This window comes from Bradyrhizobium sp. MV1.5, from assembly GCF_055807615.1.
Genome location: NZ_JBVVPL010000019.1, coordinates 57,726 through 71,220, shown reverse-complemented (window position 1 = coordinate 71,220; position 13,495 = coordinate 57,726). Strand labels below are relative to the sequence as shown.

Sequence of the window (13,495 nt, the reverse complement as noted above, 5' to 3'; positions counted from 1 at the left end):
GGCACCGAACCTTTCGCGGTCTGCGGTCTTCTCTTGGACGGGACCGCAACTCTGGGGACCTCAGTCATGACGGACAACATGCATCACGATACGATCCGGCGCATTCCGCTGCTGGAGGCGGCGCGGGAGGAGATGAGCAAGTTCGAGCGCAAGGAAAACGAGTTCCGCAAGAAAGACCGCGAAGAGCGTGCCGCCGAACTCCATTTGCCGCTGGACGCGATCAAGGTTCATTAGCCGCCGGGACGAGGGCGGCGGAGCCGAGGCCAGCCGGCCGACGCGTCAGGCGTGGCGGTGTTCGCCAGCGGCAACGCGCCGGCGACGGTGCCGGAGCGGCCGTCCGTTGATCTCATGGAATCGGCACGGGGATCGAGATTCGGATGGCCATGGAGGTGAGTCCGAGCCGATGAGGTATCTAAATACTACCAGTAGGCCATTGATTTCATGGTGGAATTTGTAGGCGGGCTACTGTGCATGGGGTTGTTTTCGTGTTTTGAAAGGCGCGCATGGGCCTTCCACCCCGAGCCGTCTCCCGCAGCCAACACCGCCTACAGCAGAACCAGCAACCCGATCCCAATCACCAGCACGACGAAGCCAGCCGCCGTCGCGGCGGCGAATGACCGCTCTACGTTGTCCATGATGCCACCCCGTTGCCGGCACGCCACGTTTCCCCCATGGCAGCACCGTCGCTGCGAAATCTCGCCTGCCGTTGTGTCCTGAGTTGTGCGAACGGATGTCGAAATTGGGACCGGTGCAGGGCCAGTGTGCGGCCCCCGAGCTCTGGCTTTCGCTGCCGCCGTCGGGCCTTGTCAGGCTGTCGTAAGCTGAGCCGGCTAGGGTCGTCCGGCTATGGTGTTGCAGCCCAGCACCTCAGCCTCCAATAACTTTCTCCCCGCTTGGCTTTCCCAAGCGGGGTTTTTTCATGCTTATCTTCTTGCAAATTTTCTTGCCGATTTTCATGCCGGCCGGCCGGTTTGCGAACCGCCCTCCTCCCGCGTCAGGCGCAGCGAGAAGGCGCGGATCGCCGGCGCCGCGAGCAACACGATCGGCAGCATCGCCGCCCATGCGATCAGCCACGACGTCAGCCAGTGCGCGAGGAAGTCCAGCGCGTTCCCCACGGGAAGGCTGGCGATGCCCGCGGCGACCAGCGAGGTCAATCCGGACTGGATGATTCCGAACACGAAATGAGAATAGCGGCGGGGAATGCCCAGCATGACGCGCCCATGTTGCTGACCGTCATCGGGCCAAGCAAGCCACATGCCGCCGCGTTCCGGAAGGCGCCCTTACCCATCCCAGGAACTCTGTTCTTGGTCGGAGAACCACGGGCATGAGGTCTCGCGCCACCGAGCGCGGCCGGCGTTCGGAAGTGCGTACGCTTGCGAGATAGCCGTGGGCTATCCGGGACTTACCGACAGATTTAGCTTTCGCTGGAATATAATGCCCCCCAGCATGTTCTCAGTGATGGAAGTGAATCGTGGGAGGTGGCCATGAATCACAGGGGCATCGAGTTCACCGTCGCCAAGACGGCAATTCCCGGGATCTGGCGGTGGCAGTTCCGGATCGGCGAGCAGATCAAGACCGGCAGGACCGAGACCAAGATCGATCTGTTGGCGATCCGGCGGGTGCAGCTGCGCATCGATCGGGAGCTGAAGGCGATCGGTCGCAAGCCGCGTCCATGGGAGGCTATTCCGTAGCCGCCCGGAATTGATCTGCCGATGGTTTGGGATTGGACTGCCGCGATTATGGCCGTGGGGACTGAGCCATCAGGCGCGATCGGTACGAACCATGCCGCTCTACTTTTTTCGAATCCGGAACGGCAGCTATTCCGGCTGTGCCGACCAGGCGTCGGAATTTGCAAATCGCGATTTGGCCTGGAGGGAGATGACCAGCCTCTGCGCCGACATGGCCGCCGGCATCGCCCGCAAGCTCCAGGAAAATTCCGAATGGCACATGGAGCTGCTGGACGAGGCCAAGGAGCCCGTGTTCCGGATCCGCATCACGTCCGAAACCTTCGAATAGGGGCCGGCGCTAGTCCGCGCTGGGCAGCCGCCGCATCGTGAATTCGATGTCGCCGCCGGGCAGCTCGCGCCAGGTCTCGACCGCGCTCATATAGCCGGCCTTGGGGTAGCGGGCGAAGAAAGCCTGCGCCCTCTCCCGCGCCGCCGCGCGCGGCAGCGTGAAGGTCTCGCGCAGATAGCCGTCGCCGGCCGTCGGGCCGGGCTTGCCGCCCATCTTGCGCCGGCGCGCCATCCGCTCGGCGAGATCCCGCGGACGATCGGCCATGCCCTGTCCTCCTCGACGCAATGCGCTCCCGCGCAATGTAGGAAGCAGGCCGATCAAAGAGGAGTCCCGGCCGAAGGCGCCAGCCGCCTCCGATCGGCCGGAAGGTCAATTGGCAGTCGTGCCGGATTTCTTCTTCGGCGCCCCGGTTGCGGCCGACGCCTTTGGCGGCGCCGGTTGTTTCGGCGGGTCGGAGCGCATGCCGCCCCAGGGATCGCTGGACGCCTTGGAATCCGGAATCTTTTTCAGCGTTTCCTTGTAGGCCTTGTCACGCTCGGCTTCCGCGGCCTTCTCCTCCGGGGTCTTGCTAGGCCCGTCTTGTAGCAAATTGATATTGGGCAGTTGCGCAGAGGCCGGTCCCGCCAGCACGGTCGGTCCCGCCAGAACAGCCAGCACCGCGGCCACACGGAAAAGCTTCATCATTGACTCCTTGATCATCCATGACGGCGCGGGTCGCCCGCGCCTTGTCACCCCTGTCACAACCGCAGGGGCCGCTCGGCCCGCTAGAGCCGGTCCGATCGGCACGATTTCGGCGCGTGGAGCCAGTCGTCCCAGATCGGGCCGCACTTGGTGCACCCGTTCAGCAACAGGCCGAGCCCGGCCAGACAAAACACGAGGACATACCGACGCAACATCACCCACCCATACCCACTCCGTGGCATCATACCGGGCGAAGTCAGGCATTTTCAAGCCGACGGGACCCGCGGCAGACCGGGTGACTTTGCCGCGCCGGCCCGCTCGGAATGCCGAACATCCGACAATACGGAGGGAACGACAGCAATGCCATCGCAGCCAGAAGCCGAGTTCGGCATCACCGAGGCCCGACGCATCCTCGGCGAGGTCTTTGCGCCCTGGGTCCAGGATCTCAACCTGTCGGTCGAGCGCATCGAGCACCTGCCGCCGCCGGACGTGCCGGACTGGCAGCCCGCAGCGCTTCTGCGGATGCCGTTCTCGGAACGGCTGTGCCGCAACGGCGGCGTGGTCTGCGGCCAGGCGCTGATGGCGCTCGCCGACACCGCGATGGTGATCGCGAACCTTGCCGCCAACCGCGGCTATCGTCCGATGACGACGGTCGACCAGACCACGCATTTCATGCGCGCCGTCTCCTCGTCGGACGTGCTGGCCGACGCCCGCGTGGTGCGACTCGGGCGCACCATGAGCTTTGGCCGGGTCACGCTGCTCTCGGCCACCGACAACAAACCGGTGGCGATGGTGTCGAGTGCGTTCGCGATGCTGCCGGGGTGAGCATCTTCGAAAGAAGAAAGCCGCATGAGCGCAAAGCGCACCGCGGCTCTCGATGGCGTCATGTCGAGACCGGGAAACGCGGTTGTGATCTCGCGTCGCGCCGTCACGCGGAGAAATTACTTGCCGAGCACTTCGTCAGCCGCGGTGACGATGCTGACGTTCGGATTTTTTCCGCAATAGCTGCCGAACTGCTTGGCGTTCTGGACGAACACGTCGGTGTCGATGATCGCGTTCTCTTCATCGCCCTTGTACCAGCCGTCCATCCAGGTCAGCACCATCTTGATGGTGTCGTCGCCGCTCTCCAGGAACTGCTTGCAGCTCATGGTCGCGAGATCGAGCTTGGTGGCGTGGGCGGGCATGGACGACAGCGAGAGCGCTGCGGCGAACAGAAGCGAGAACGTGGTCTTCATCAATATCTCCATCGGCGTGTAGCGCCACAAAGGAACGGCTTGGGGAAAAATGGGCGGAGTGACTTCCGCTTCGACGTCGTAAACGAAATCTGAAGCACTATGCAAGTAGCGCCAGTATTGAGTTTAGTTCAACGTAATTTCTATGCACTACATCACAAAGATCATTATGGATTAACGTGGATGATCGAGAAGCGTGCAGCGCAGCGTTACCGGGTTTTCAAGGGTGGAAAGATCACCTTTGAAAACAGCGGCATCACGTGCACGGTGCGAAACATGTCGGCGAACGGAGCCGCAATCGACCTCGACGCCACCGTCACATTGCCGCAATCGTTCACGCTCGCGATCGCGCGCGACAATTTCGTGCGCAAATGCCGCGCCGTCTGGCGCAGCGAGAAGCGCATCGGCCTCGCTTTCGTACAGTAGTGCACATGATGTGAATGATCGTTCGCATCACATCCACAACACGATGATGATTGCTTTGATGCGACGGCGACGGCTCGCGCAGACTCACATGGGCTTGCCGGTGTCGCGGTCGAGCACGACGACGAAACCTCGCCTGCCCAGCGGGCCCGCTATGGGCCAGCCGTTTGCCGCCCGATGCTTGGCTGCGGTGACGATGCGAGGAGCGTGATGAGAGCGGCCAAATAGCACGGGCGGCTCGCCAACGCCCGCCTCACCTATTTCGGCTTCTTGGCAGGTTCAGGCGGACGCGCCCCGCTCCACGGATCGTACTTCTCCTTGGACTCGGGAATGCGCTCGAGTGCGGCCTTGTAGGCCTTCTCGTCGACCTTGGGTTTGTTGTCCGCCTTCTGGCCGCCCTCGTTAGGCTGACGCCTGCCACCACCCATCTGCGCCTGCGCGGGGGCAACCGCCAGCGCCAGCACGGCGGCCGCTATGACCAAAATCCTCATGGGCGCAATCCCCCTCGTCTGGGGTACAAACTAGCCGGCAATGATGGAATAGCCAATGCCGCGGGCTCCAGGGCTTCAGGAGATCTTGGCTTCAGGAAATCCTGGCTCCAAGAAATCCTGGCTTCAAGAAATCCTGGCTTCAGCGAATCTTGATCGGCCGGGTCTTCGTCGGATCGCATTCGTGCCTATGTTTTGGCCCGCAGGGGATCTTCACGGATGTTACGGATTATTGCTCACGCCGCGCTGCTGGCCAGCGCGCTCGCGCTCGGGGCCTGCGGCTTTGCCGACAGCCGCGCACCGGTGCCCGAGTTCATGCGCATGAAGGAGGCCGAGCAGCCGCCGCCGGAAGCGCCCCCCGACGTCAAACGCGTCGTGCGCGAGCAGATCGAATTCGTCTTCCTCAGCACGTCCTATCCGCGCGAGGTGCACGTCGCCACACCCCATCGTGAGGTACGGGGACCGGGCTGGACAGCTTGCGTCCGGGCCCAGCTCACCTCGGCGACGGGATCGCCGCTCGGACCACAGACCTACATCGTGACCATATCAGGCGGAAAGGTGGTCGATCGCCGCCGCGCCGAGGCGGACGACATCTGCGGGTCGGAAAGCTACGAGCCGATCTAGGAACAAATCACGCCGACATGCGATCCGGCTCCGGGAAAAACCAGCAAGACCGCCGGGAACGATCATCGCCTCCCTTTCTTGTTACCGCCAAGGGCAGTTTCGAGGAGGACATGATGAGGACATTCACGATTGCATTGCTGGCTGGCGTCGGAGCCTTGGCAGCGGTGAGCGGCGCGAAGGCCGCCGACGTCTATACGACCAGCGAATACACCAGCCCCGATCTCGTCCAGGAAGTGCGGCTGGTCTGCGACGATTCCGGCAATTGCTATCGCAGCCGCGGCGGCTCGCGCGTGATCGTGCGCGACTCCTACGCGACCATGCCGCGCGACCGCTACTATGAGCGCCGCACCTATCGCGACTGGGACGATGGTCCGCGCGGCGGCGTCGGCATCCGCGCGCCCGGCGTCAGTATTGGCGTCGGTGTCGGCCGGGACCGCTGGTAATCGATGAAGCCATGACAGACGGGACCGGGCGAGACGACTCGTCCGGTCCCGCCCATGCGATTCGGACCACAGACGTCAGGCGGCAACTGTCTGTTGCTGGAACTGCTCGTAGGCGGCGATCGCATCCGCGGCATACATCAGCGACGGCCCGCCGCCCATGTACACGGCCATGCCGAGCGTCTCCTCGACCTCCTCGCGCGTTGCACCGAGCTTGACCAGGGCTTCGGTATGGAAACCGATGCAGCCGTCGCAATGCGCGGCAACGCCGAGCGCGAGCGCAATCATCTCCTTGGTCTTCTTGTCCAGCGCGCCGTCGCGCGTGGCGGCCTGCGCAAGCGCGGAAAATCCCTTCATGGTGTCGGGAATGTCACTGCGCAGCTTGCGCAGGTTGGCGGAGATTTGGCGGGTGATCTCGGGGTAATTCTTGTCCATCGTGCCTCTCTAACCCGGTTTGATCTTGGTGGATGCCTCGCGCGGCGCGCGCAAGACGATGTAGATCGCGGGAATGACGAGCACGGTCAGTAGCGTCGATGACGCCAAACCGAACAGAAGCGAGATTGCAAGCCCCTGGAAGATCGGATCCAACAGGATGGTCGCAGCTCCGATCATTGCCGCAAGGGCGGTCAGAAGAATCGGCTTGAAGCGCACGGCGCCGGCTTCAAGCACCACCTCGCGCAGCGACTTGTCCCGGCCATCGCTGTGGCGGATGAAATCGACCAGCAGGATCGAATTGCGCACGATGATGCCGGCGAGCGCGATGAACCCGATCATCGAGGTTGCGGTGAAAGGGGCCGCGAGCAGCCAGTGCCCGATCAGGATTCCGATCAGCGTCAGTGGGATCGGCGTCAGGATGACCAGCGGCAGGCGGAAGCTCTTGAACTGGGCAACGACGAGCACGTAGATCCCGAGGATCGCCGCACCGAAGGCCGCGCCCATGTCGCGGAAGGTAACCCAGGTAATTTCCCATTCGCCGTCCCAAAGCAGCGTGGGCCGCGACTCGTCCGCCGGCTGGCCGTGCAGGCTGATCGCGGGCCTCGGCAGCCTCCCCCAGTCATGCGCATCCACGCGGTCGGCAACTGCGAGCATACCGTAAAGCGGGGCCTCGAAACGACCAGCAAGTTCGGCCATCACCATGTCGGCGAAGCGGCCATCGCGTCGGAAGATGGTTGGCGAGCCCTCCTCCACGGTCGCTTTCACGACTTGTCCGAGTTCGACAATTGTCTTGCTGCCGGGAAGGGTGTTGGCGGGTACTGGCGTCGAGGCCAGCGCCTCGTCCCAGACCAGATCGCGCTTGCCCAAATGCACTGCGATTTCGATCGGGTTGCGGTCCTCGCCGCGATGCGAATAGCCGATCGAGATGCCGCCGAACAGCGCCTGTATCGTCTCGTAAACGTCCCGCTGCTCGACGCCGAAGAATTCGAGCCGGTCCTGATCGATCGACAGCCTTAACCGCGGCCGCTTCTCGCCGATGGAGTCGTCGATATCGACGATGAAGGGAATCTCAGCAAAAATCTTCTTGAGCTCAGTCGTGACAGCGCGACGCGTCGCGGCGTCGGGACCGTAGACCTCGGCCAGCAGCGTCGAAAGCACGGGTGGTCCCGGCGGGACCTCGACGACCTTGATGCTGGTGCCTTTCGGACTGTCGAGCGCCTTCAGCCTCCCGCGCAGATCGAGCGCGATCTCGTGGCTCGCGCGCTTGCGCTCGCCGCGCGCAGTGAGGTTGACCTGCACCTCACCGAGCTCGGGCCGCTCCCGCAAATAGTAATGCCGCACCAGGCCGTTGAAATTGAATGGCGCAGGCGTGCCGGCATAGGCTTGCAGCGAGGTGACCTCCGGCAATTGCCGCGCGATCTCGGCCGCGCCGAATAGCGTGCGCTCGGTCGCCTCCAGGCTCGCTCCTTCCGGCAGGTCGATGACCACGGCAATTTCGGACTTGTTGTCGAACGGCAGAAGCTTGACCGTCACCGACTTGGTCGCAAACAGCGTCATCGACAGCAACGTCGCGATGCCTACGCCGAGCAGGAATGTCCAGGCCGAGCGCTTGCTACGTACGATCGGCATGGCGAAGCGCCGGTAGAGCCGGCCGAACCGGTCTTCGACCTGCGCCGCATGTGCCGGCGCAATGTCGCCCTTCGGCGCGAGCTTCAGCATCAGCCAGGGCGCCACCACCATCGCGACGAAGAATGAGAACAGCATGGCCGCCGAAGCATTGGCCGGAATCGGCGCCATGTAGGGGCCCATCAGGCCGGATACGAATAGCATCGGCAACAGCGCCGCGACCACTGTCAGCGTCGCGACGATGGTGGGGTTGCCGACCTCCGCCACCGCTTCGATGGTCGCATGCAGTCTCGGCCGCCCGTCTCGCATGCCCCAGTGTCTCGCGATGTTCTCGACCACGACGATGGCGTCGTCGACCAGGATGCCGATCGAGAAGATCAGGGCGAACAGGCTGACCCGATTGATGGTGTAGCCCATCAGATTGGCCGCAAACATCGTGAGCAGGATCGTGGTCGGAATCACGACGAAGGTCACCACTGCTTCGCGCCAGCCGACCGCAATCGCAATCAGCACCACAATCGAGATCGTCGCGAGCCCAAGGTGAAACAGGAGCTCGTTGGCCTTTTCGTTGGCGGTCTCGCCATAGTCCCGCGTTACCGTCACCTGGACGTCGTCGGGTATGAGGCGTCCCTTCAATCCCTCCAAGCGGCGATTGATATCGGCGGAAACGACCACCGCGTTGGCGCCCGCGCGCTTGGCGAGCGCGAGGCTGACCGCAGGCATCCGCGTCCACTGCCCGTTCGCGGCTCGCGCATCGTTCCAGACCCGGTGCTCGATCGTATTCGGACCGATGATGACGGTGGCGACATCCTTGACGTAGACCGGTCGCCCGTCGCGGGTCGAGATCAGCAGCAATCCGATGTCAGGAATGCCTGATAGCGTCTGGCCGGCCGCAACATTGCGCACGGTGCCGGCATCGCGGACCTGGCCGGCGAGGAACGAACGGTTGGCATCCTTCACCTTGGCCACGAGCTGTTGCAGCGTGACGCCGAACAGCGACAATTTTTCGGGATCTGGTTCGACCCGGATCTGCTGGGCCGCGCCACCGGATAGGTAGGTCAGTCCGATGTTGTCGACTTTCACGAGCTCCGAGCGGAGCTTGTCGGCAAGCTCGAACAGGTCCTTGTCGGTCCAGCGGCCGGCGGCCTCCGGTTTCGGCGACAGCGTCAGGATTGTCACAGCAACGTCGTTGATGCCGCGGCCGACGATCGAAGGCTCTGGAATTCCAACCGGGATGCGGTCGAGATTGGCACGAATTTTCTCATGGACGCGGAGAATAGCGTCCTCCGCCTTGGTGCCGACCAGGAACCGCGCGGTGACCATCACCCGGTCGTCCTCGGTCTGGCTGTAGACGTGCTCGATGCCATCGATGCCCTTGACGATCGCTTCGAGGGGCTTGGTAACCAGCTCGACCGCGTCGGGTCCGCGCAAACCGTCGGCATTGACGCGGATATCGACCATCGGGACACTGATCTGCGGCTCCTCCTCGCGCGGAATTACGACGACGGCAATCAGGCCAACGACGAGCGCAGCGATCAGAAACAACGGTGTCAGCGGCGACGCGATCGTCGCCTTGGTGAGCCTGCCCGAGAGTCCGAGATTCACGGCCTCACCAATTGGTCGCCGGCGCGAACGCCGGACAGGATTTCAAGACCATCGGGAAGCGCGGGCGTCGGCAACTCCGGTCCACGCTGAACCGGAACGTCGAGCACCCCCCCGGCCTTTTGCAGCCGCACGTAGTCGATGCCGAACCTAGTCGTCACGTAACCTGCCGGAACGACGTAGGCCGGCCGCGTGCCGCCGGCGATCCACACCCGAAGCCGGTCGCCGACGAAATATTCGCCGAGACTTTCAACGGTGGCATCCGCGATCACGCGTCCTTCCTCGATCAGCGGATAGACGAGATCGATAACGCCCCACTTGGCGGTTTCGTCGCCAAGCTCCGCGCCGTCGATGCGAACCCTGTCGCCAGCCTTGAGATGGCGCGCATGGCGCTCCGGCACCCGCAGCCGCAATTTGAAGTTCTGCTGTGCGACCGTGACGATGGGATCGCCCGGCATCACGACAGAACCAATCGTAATGAGCCTTTTCAGAACGCGTCCCTCTGTCGGTGCCAGGACCTGGCCCTGGTTGAGCTGCTCGTTGATCACGGCGCGCTCGGCGGTCTTGGCGCGGAGACCGTTCTCCGCCACGTTCAGCGCGGTCCGGGTCTCGTCGAGCTTGACGCGCGGAAGTGTGCCGCGCTCGACCAGGCCCTCGATCCGCGTGAAATCAATCTGCGCCTGGTTGGCCTGCGCCTGCAGCGCCTCGATCTGAGCATCCAGAGACTTCATCTGGAGGCCGAGCTTCTCGTCCCCGATGGTGGCAATCGCTTGCCCTGCGGTCACGCGGTCCCCTTCCTTGACCTGGAGCTGGACCACGGTTCCGCCAATGCGCCCGCGCGCCGGCACCACGCTGATGCTCTCGACGGTCGCGAAGACGGCCTTTTCGTCAGCGACGACGTGCTGGGCTACCGTCAGTGTTTCCGCCGACGCGAGACCGGCCTGCAAGGCGGCGGTCGCGAGCGCGACCAGAAATCTCAAGGGTCGCATGGGCTGTATCCGCAAAATCATGGAACCGTCACACCGGGGTGCGGTGCGCCTCTGTGATCTGATCAGCTTGATCGAATGTGGTGTTGATCTCGCTCAACGCGCCGCCACTCGAATGCATGTAGTTTCATTTCGCTTTCGTGGACTTCGGCGCGCAAAAGATTTGATAGAGCGTTTTCAAGATCTCGCGCGCCGGCTCGCTCGCGATCGAATAGAATATCGTTTGCGCGTCACGTCGCGCGGACACCAACCCGTCCTTGCGAAGAAGCGCCAGATGCTGGGAGACTGTGGAGTCCCGCAGGTTCAGGAATTCGGCAAGTTCGCCGACAGAACGTTCGCCGTCGATCAGCTGACAGATGATCAGGAGCCGGTGCCGGCTGGAGAGCGCCTTCAGCAATTCGCTCGCCTGGTCGGCCGCCCGCTCCATGATTTGGCTATTTATTTTCATACTTGCGTATATACGATATTACGAATATATCGTCAAGCGCAGAACGGCCGGGACTGAACCGGCGTAGCGATCTTCAATGGAGGTACCCATGGCGGAAATCGTCGTAGTCGGAGCCGGTCTGAGCGGAACACTGATGGCCTATGAGCTGCTGCCCCAATTGAGACGGGACGATCGCCTGAGTGTGGTGTCGCAGGGCGCAGTCTATCATTTCGTCCCCTCGAATCCCTGGGTGGCAATCGGCTGGCGCAAGCGAGACGAGATCGAGATCAATCTCGAAGATATCATGAAGCGGAAGGGCGTCCGCCTGCTGTCGCAGGGCGCCAAGCGTGTGCATCCGGCCCATAATCGTATCGATCTCGGCGACGGCACCTCGATCGATTACGACTACTTGATTTTCGCGACAGGTCCCGAGCTTGCCTTCGACGAGATCCCGGGCCTGGGTCCGCAAGGCCACACACAGTCCATCTGTCACGTCGATCACGCCTCCCGCGCGAATGAAGCGTTTGAGAAGCTCGCGGCCAATCCCGGTCCTGTGGTGATCGGCGCAGTCCAGGGCGCTTCCTGTTTCGGGCCCGCCTACGAGTTCCTCTTCATCCTGGAAACCGAGCTGCGCCGCCGCAAGCTGCGCGACAAGGTGCCGATGACCTTCGTCACCTCCGAGCCGTACATCGGACATCTCGGCCTTGACGGAGTCGGCGATACCAAAGGCCTGCTCGAAAGCGAGATGCGCGAGAAGCACATCAAATGGATCACCAACGCACGCGTGGACAACGTTGGGCCCGGCATGATGACGGTGGAGGAACTTGCCGAGAACGGTACGGCTCATAAAGCACACGAGTTGCCTTTTGCCTATTCGATGATGTTGCCCGCCTTTCGCGGTGTCGAGGCGGTGCGCGGCATCGAGAAACTGACCAACCCTCGCGGTTTCGTCATCGTCGACAAACATCAGCGCAACGCGACCTATCAGAACATATTCGCCGTCGGCGTCTGCGTTGCGATCGCGCCGGTCGGATCAACGCCGGTGCCGGTCGGTGTGCCGAAGACCGGCTTTATGATCGAGTCGATGGTGACGGCGACTGCCCTGAATATCGGAGCTCTGCTCCGTGGCAAGGAGCCGACGGCGCAGCCGACCTGGAATGCGATCTGTCTTGCGGATTTTGGCGATTCCGGCGTGGCCTTCCTGGCACAGCCGCAGATCCCGCCGCGTAACGTCAACTGGTCGTCGAAGGGCGAGTGGGTGCATTACGCCAAAGTCGCCTTCGAGAAATACTTTCTCCGCAAGATGCGGCGCGGCGAGAGCGAGCCTTTCTATGAGCGTTTCCTGCTCGACAAGCTGAACATCACCAAGATCAAGGAGGTCAGGACCGGCACATGAGCGAGATGCGTCAGATCGTCTGCGGACATTGCGGGCGGACCAACCGCCTGCCAGCCGAGCGCGCGCCGAACAGCGCGCGTTGCGGCGCCTGCCACCAGCCGATCTTCACCGGTCACCCGATCGAGGTCGACGAAGATGGCTTCGAACGCCACGTCGCCGGCAATGACATTCCCGTACTGGTCGACGTCTGGGCGCCCTGGTGCGGCCCGTGCCGCGCCATGGCACCAATGTTCGAGCGCGCCACCCTGGAGCTCGAGCCGAGGGTCCGGCTGCTGAAGCTCAACTCCGACACTGCCCCTACCGTCTCGTCGCGCCTCGCCATCACGGGCATACCGACACTGCTGTTAATGCGCGGCAGTCGCGAGATCGCGCGCCACGCCGGCGCGATGGATGCACGCAGTATCGTCGCCTGGACCGAAACCGGCCTTACCCGTTCCTGACGTCACCATATCTTCCAGAGGAGCCTGCCATGAATGTCGACAAAGCCGTTCTCGCCTTCGCGGGGTTCGTCGTCCTGCTCGGACTCGCGCTCGGCACCTACGTCAACGCCTACTGGTATCTGCTGACGGCCTTTGCCGGCCTGAACATGATCCAGGCCTCGTTCACCGGATTCTGCCCCGCAGCGGTCGTGTTCCGGAAGCTCGGGTTGCGAGGCGGCTGCGCGTTCTCTTGAGCGCGGCGCGGCAAAGACAACCTAGTTCGACGGAGACAGCCCGTGACATATCACTTCTCGAAGACGGTCGAGCTGCCGTTCGATGCGGCGGTTGCGGCGACGATTGCGGCGTTGAAGCACCATGGTTTTGGTGTGCTTACCCAGATCGACGTCAAGGACACCCTCAACAAGAAACTCGGGGCCGATTTTCGGCCGTATCTCATCCTGGGAGCGTGCAATCCCAAGCTCGCCCACGAGGCGCTGACCCTCGAGGACAAGATCGGGACGATGCTTCCCTGCAACGTCGTGATCCAGCAGCACGACGGCGGCAAGGTCGAGATTTCCGCGGTCGATCCCGTCGCGTCGATGGCGGCGGTCGAGAACCCGAAGCTCGGCACCGTCGCCGGACAAGTTCGCGAGTTGCTGAAGCAAGTCGTGGCCGACATTGCGTGATTTCATTCGCAACT

Annotated in this window: 20 protein-coding genes; 11 read left to right on the top strand and 9 right to left on the bottom strand. The window is 62.9% G+C overall.

Going from position 1 to position 13,495, the window contains the following annotated elements:
• Positions 1-66 precede the first annotated feature (66 nt).
• Entirely contained in the window at positions 67-234 is a 168-nt protein-coding gene (locus AC0L2J_RS19255; RefSeq protein ID WP_473248567.1) for a hypothetical protein, read from the top strand.
• A 719-nt stretch (positions 235-953) separates the two neighbouring features.
• Here AC0L2J_RS19255 and AC0L2J_RS19250 read toward each other — a convergent pair.
• A complete protein-coding gene (locus tag AC0L2J_RS19250; protein WP_473393138.1) occupies positions 954-1,211 on the bottom strand; it encodes a DUF2798 domain-containing protein in 258 nt (85 codons plus the stop codon).
• Positions 1,212-1,484: 273 nt separating this feature from the next.
• Here AC0L2J_RS19250 and AC0L2J_RS19245 point away from each other — a divergent pair, with 273 nt between their 5' ends.
• Positions 1,485-1,691 carry a hypothetical protein gene (locus AC0L2J_RS19245; protein WP_007612179.1) on the top strand — a complete coding sequence of 69 codons (207 nt, stop codon included), beginning with the start codon at positions 1,485-1,487 and terminating at the stop codon, positions 1,689-1,691.
• A 91-nt stretch (positions 1,692-1,782) separates the two neighbouring features.
• Positions 1,783-2,016 carry a DUF6894 family protein gene (locus AC0L2J_RS19240; RefSeq protein WP_007612180.1) on the top strand — a complete coding sequence of 78 codons (234 nt, stop codon included), beginning with the start codon at positions 1,783-1,785 and terminating at the stop codon, positions 2,014-2,016.
• 9 nt (positions 2,017-2,025) lie between these two features.
• On the opposite strand, the gene AC0L2J_RS19235 is transcribed toward AC0L2J_RS19240, so the two are convergent.
• Both AC0L2J_RS19235 and AC0L2J_RS19230 read right to left on the bottom strand, forming a co-directional pair.
• Entirely contained in the window at positions 2,026-2,280 is a 255-nt protein-coding gene (locus AC0L2J_RS19235) for a hypothetical protein (RefSeq protein ID WP_007612182.1), read from the bottom strand.
• 105 nt (positions 2,281-2,385) lie between these two features.
• The gene (locus AC0L2J_RS19230) at positions 2,386-2,697 is read right to left on the bottom strand and encodes a hypothetical protein (protein ID WP_007612188.1); all 312 of its coding nucleotides are present in this window, start codon (positions 2,695-2,697) and stop codon (positions 2,386-2,388) included.
• Positions 2,698-3,057: 360 nt separating this feature from the next.
• Between AC0L2J_RS19230 and AC0L2J_RS19225 the strand changes: the two genes are divergently transcribed.
• A complete protein-coding gene (locus AC0L2J_RS19225; RefSeq protein ID WP_007612196.1) occupies positions 3,058-3,522 on the top strand; it encodes a PaaI family thioesterase in 465 nt (154 codons plus the stop codon).
• 116 nt (positions 3,523-3,638) lie between these two features.
• Here AC0L2J_RS19225 and AC0L2J_RS19220 read toward each other — a convergent pair whose 3' ends face one another.
• Positions 3,639-3,932 carry an HdeA/HdeB family chaperone gene (locus AC0L2J_RS19220; RefSeq protein WP_007612197.1) on the bottom strand — a complete coding sequence of 98 codons (294 nt, stop codon included), beginning with the start codon at positions 3,930-3,932 and terminating at the stop codon, positions 3,639-3,641.
• A gap of 180 nt (positions 3,933-4,112) precedes the next feature.
• Between AC0L2J_RS19220 and AC0L2J_RS19215 the strand changes: the two genes are divergently transcribed.
• On the top strand, positions 4,113-4,355 hold the full coding sequence (locus AC0L2J_RS19215; RefSeq protein ID WP_007612198.1) for a PilZ domain-containing protein: 243 nt from the start codon (positions 4,113-4,115) through the stop codon (positions 4,353-4,355).
• A 254-nt stretch (positions 4,356-4,609) separates the two neighbouring features.
• Here the strand turns inward: AC0L2J_RS19215 and AC0L2J_RS19210 are convergent, their stop codons facing one another.
• Entirely contained in the window at positions 4,610-4,843 is a 234-nt protein-coding gene (locus AC0L2J_RS19210; RefSeq protein WP_473393131.1) for a hypothetical protein, read from the bottom strand.
• Between the two features lie 216 nt (positions 4,844-5,059).
• Between AC0L2J_RS19210 and AC0L2J_RS19205 the strand changes: the two genes are divergently transcribed.
• Positions 5,060-5,464 (top strand): hypothetical protein, encoded by a 405-nt coding sequence (locus tag AC0L2J_RS19205; RefSeq protein ID WP_063995747.1) that lies wholly within the window; start codon positions 5,060-5,062, stop codon positions 5,462-5,464.
• A 110-nt stretch (positions 5,465-5,574) separates the two neighbouring features.
• Positions 5,575-5,907: a hypothetical protein gene (locus tag AC0L2J_RS19200; protein WP_473248564.1), complete on the top strand. Its 333-nt coding sequence runs from the start codon at positions 5,575-5,577 to the stop codon at positions 5,905-5,907.
• A gap of 75 nt (positions 5,908-5,982) precedes the next feature.
• Here the strand turns inward: AC0L2J_RS19200 and AC0L2J_RS19195 are convergent, their stop codons facing one another.
• From AC0L2J_RS19195 to AC0L2J_RS19180, 4 genes are all read right to left on the bottom strand, one after another.
• Complete coding sequence (locus AC0L2J_RS19195) at positions 5,983-6,339, bottom strand: carboxymuconolactone decarboxylase family protein (RefSeq protein WP_007612203.1); 357 nt, start codon at positions 6,337-6,339, stop codon at positions 5,983-5,985.
• Positions 6,340-6,348: 9 nt separating this feature from the next.
• Positions 6,349-9,570, bottom strand: a complete 3,222-nt coding sequence (locus AC0L2J_RS19190; RefSeq protein ID WP_473393125.1) for an efflux RND transporter permease subunit — start codon at positions 9,568-9,570, stop codon at positions 6,349-6,351.
• Positions 9,567-10,556 carry an efflux RND transporter periplasmic adaptor subunit gene (locus AC0L2J_RS19185; protein ID WP_473393121.1) on the bottom strand — a complete coding sequence of 330 codons (990 nt, stop codon included), beginning with the start codon at positions 10,554-10,556 and terminating at the stop codon, positions 9,567-9,569. The genes AC0L2J_RS19190 and AC0L2J_RS19185 overlap by 4 nt, the downstream gene beginning before the upstream one ends.
• 124 nt (positions 10,557-10,680) lie before the next feature.
• Positions 10,681-10,980 carry an ArsR/SmtB family transcription factor gene (locus AC0L2J_RS19180; protein WP_179950103.1) on the bottom strand — a complete coding sequence of 100 codons (300 nt, stop codon included), beginning with the start codon at positions 10,978-10,980 and terminating at the stop codon, positions 10,681-10,683.
• 109 nt (positions 10,981-11,089) lie between these two features.
• Here AC0L2J_RS19180 and AC0L2J_RS19175 point away from each other — a divergent pair, with 109 nt between their 5' ends.
• From AC0L2J_RS19175 to AC0L2J_RS19160, 4 genes are read left to right on the top strand one after another with little or no spacing between them, the layout of a single operon-like run.
• Entirely contained in the window at positions 11,090-12,376 is a 1,287-nt protein-coding gene (locus AC0L2J_RS19175) for an NAD(P)/FAD-dependent oxidoreductase (protein WP_473393117.1), read from the top strand.
• The gene (locus AC0L2J_RS19170; RefSeq protein WP_007612208.1) at positions 12,373-12,816 is read left to right on the top strand and encodes a thioredoxin family protein; all 444 of its coding nucleotides are present in this window, start codon (positions 12,373-12,375) and stop codon (positions 12,814-12,816) included. The genes AC0L2J_RS19175 and AC0L2J_RS19170 overlap by 4 nt, the downstream gene beginning before the upstream one ends.
• Before the next feature lie 29 nt (positions 12,817-12,845).
• Complete coding sequence (locus AC0L2J_RS19165) at positions 12,846-13,049, top strand: YgaP family membrane protein (protein ID WP_007612209.1); 204 nt, start codon at positions 12,846-12,848, stop codon at positions 13,047-13,049.
• Positions 13,050-13,091: 42 nt separating this feature from the next.
• Positions 13,092-13,481: a DUF302 domain-containing protein gene (locus tag AC0L2J_RS19160; protein ID WP_007612210.1), complete on the top strand. Its 390-nt coding sequence runs from the start codon at positions 13,092-13,094 to the stop codon at positions 13,479-13,481.
• The last annotated feature ends 14 nt before the right edge of the window (positions 13,482-13,495 follow it).

Coding starts and splice junctions, on each gene's coding strand:
- AC0L2J_RS19240 (WP_007612180.1), top strand. CDS start 1,783: ATGCCGCTCTACTTTTTTCGAATCCGGAACGGCAGCTATTCCGGCTGT.
- AC0L2J_RS19235 (WP_007612182.1), bottom strand. CDS start 2,280: ATGGCCGATCGTCCGCGGGATCTCGCCGAGCGGATGGCGCGCCGGCGC.
- AC0L2J_RS19185 (WP_473393121.1), bottom strand. CDS start 10,556: ATGCGACCCTTGAGATTTCTGGTCGCGCTCGCGACCGCCGCCTTGCAG.
- AC0L2J_RS19205 (WP_063995747.1), top strand. CDS start 5,060: ATGTTACGGATTATTGCTCACGCCGCGCTGCTGGCCAGCGCGCTCGCG.
- AC0L2J_RS19165 (WP_007612209.1), top strand. CDS start 12,846: ATGAATGTCGACAAAGCCGTTCTCGCCTTCGCGGGGTTCGTCGTCCTG.
- AC0L2J_RS19200 (WP_473248564.1), top strand. CDS start 5,575: ATGATGAGGACATTCACGATTGCATTGCTGGCTGGCGTCGGAGCCTTG.
- AC0L2J_RS19170 (WP_007612208.1), top strand. CDS start 12,373: ATGAGCGAGATGCGTCAGATCGTCTGCGGACATTGCGGGCGGACCAAC.
- AC0L2J_RS19195 (WP_007612203.1), bottom strand. CDS start 6,339: ATGGACAAGAATTACCCCGAGATCACCCGCCAAATCTCCGCCAACCTG.
- AC0L2J_RS19215 (WP_007612198.1), top strand. CDS start 4,113: ATGATCGAGAAGCGTGCAGCGCAGCGTTACCGGGTTTTCAAGGGTGGA.
- AC0L2J_RS19225 (WP_007612196.1), top strand. CDS start 3,058: ATGCCATCGCAGCCAGAAGCCGAGTTCGGCATCACCGAGGCCCGACGC.
- AC0L2J_RS19210 (WP_473393131.1), bottom strand. CDS start 4,843: ATGAGGATTTTGGTCATAGCGGCCGCCGTGCTGGCGCTGGCGGTTGCC.
- AC0L2J_RS19220 (WP_007612197.1), bottom strand. CDS start 3,932: ATGAAGACCACGTTCTCGCTTCTGTTCGCCGCAGCGCTCTCGCTGTCG.
- AC0L2J_RS19175 (WP_473393117.1), top strand. CDS start 11,090: ATGGCGGAAATCGTCGTAGTCGGAGCCGGTCTGAGCGGAACACTGATG.
- AC0L2J_RS19255 (WP_473248567.1), top strand. CDS start 67: ATGACGGACAACATGCATCACGATACGATCCGGCGCATTCCGCTGCTG.
- AC0L2J_RS19180 (WP_179950103.1), bottom strand. CDS start 10,980: ATGGAGCGGGCGGCCGACCAGGCGAGCGAATTGCTGAAGGCGCTCTCC.
- AC0L2J_RS19245 (WP_007612179.1), top strand. CDS start 1,485: ATGAATCACAGGGGCATCGAGTTCACCGTCGCCAAGACGGCAATTCCC.
- AC0L2J_RS19230 (WP_007612188.1), bottom strand. CDS start 2,697: ATGAAGCTTTTCCGTGTGGCCGCGGTGCTGGCTGTTCTGGCGGGACCG.
- AC0L2J_RS19250 (WP_473393138.1), bottom strand. CDS start 1,211: ATGCTGGGCATTCCCCGCCGCTATTCTCATTTCGTGTTCGGAATCATC.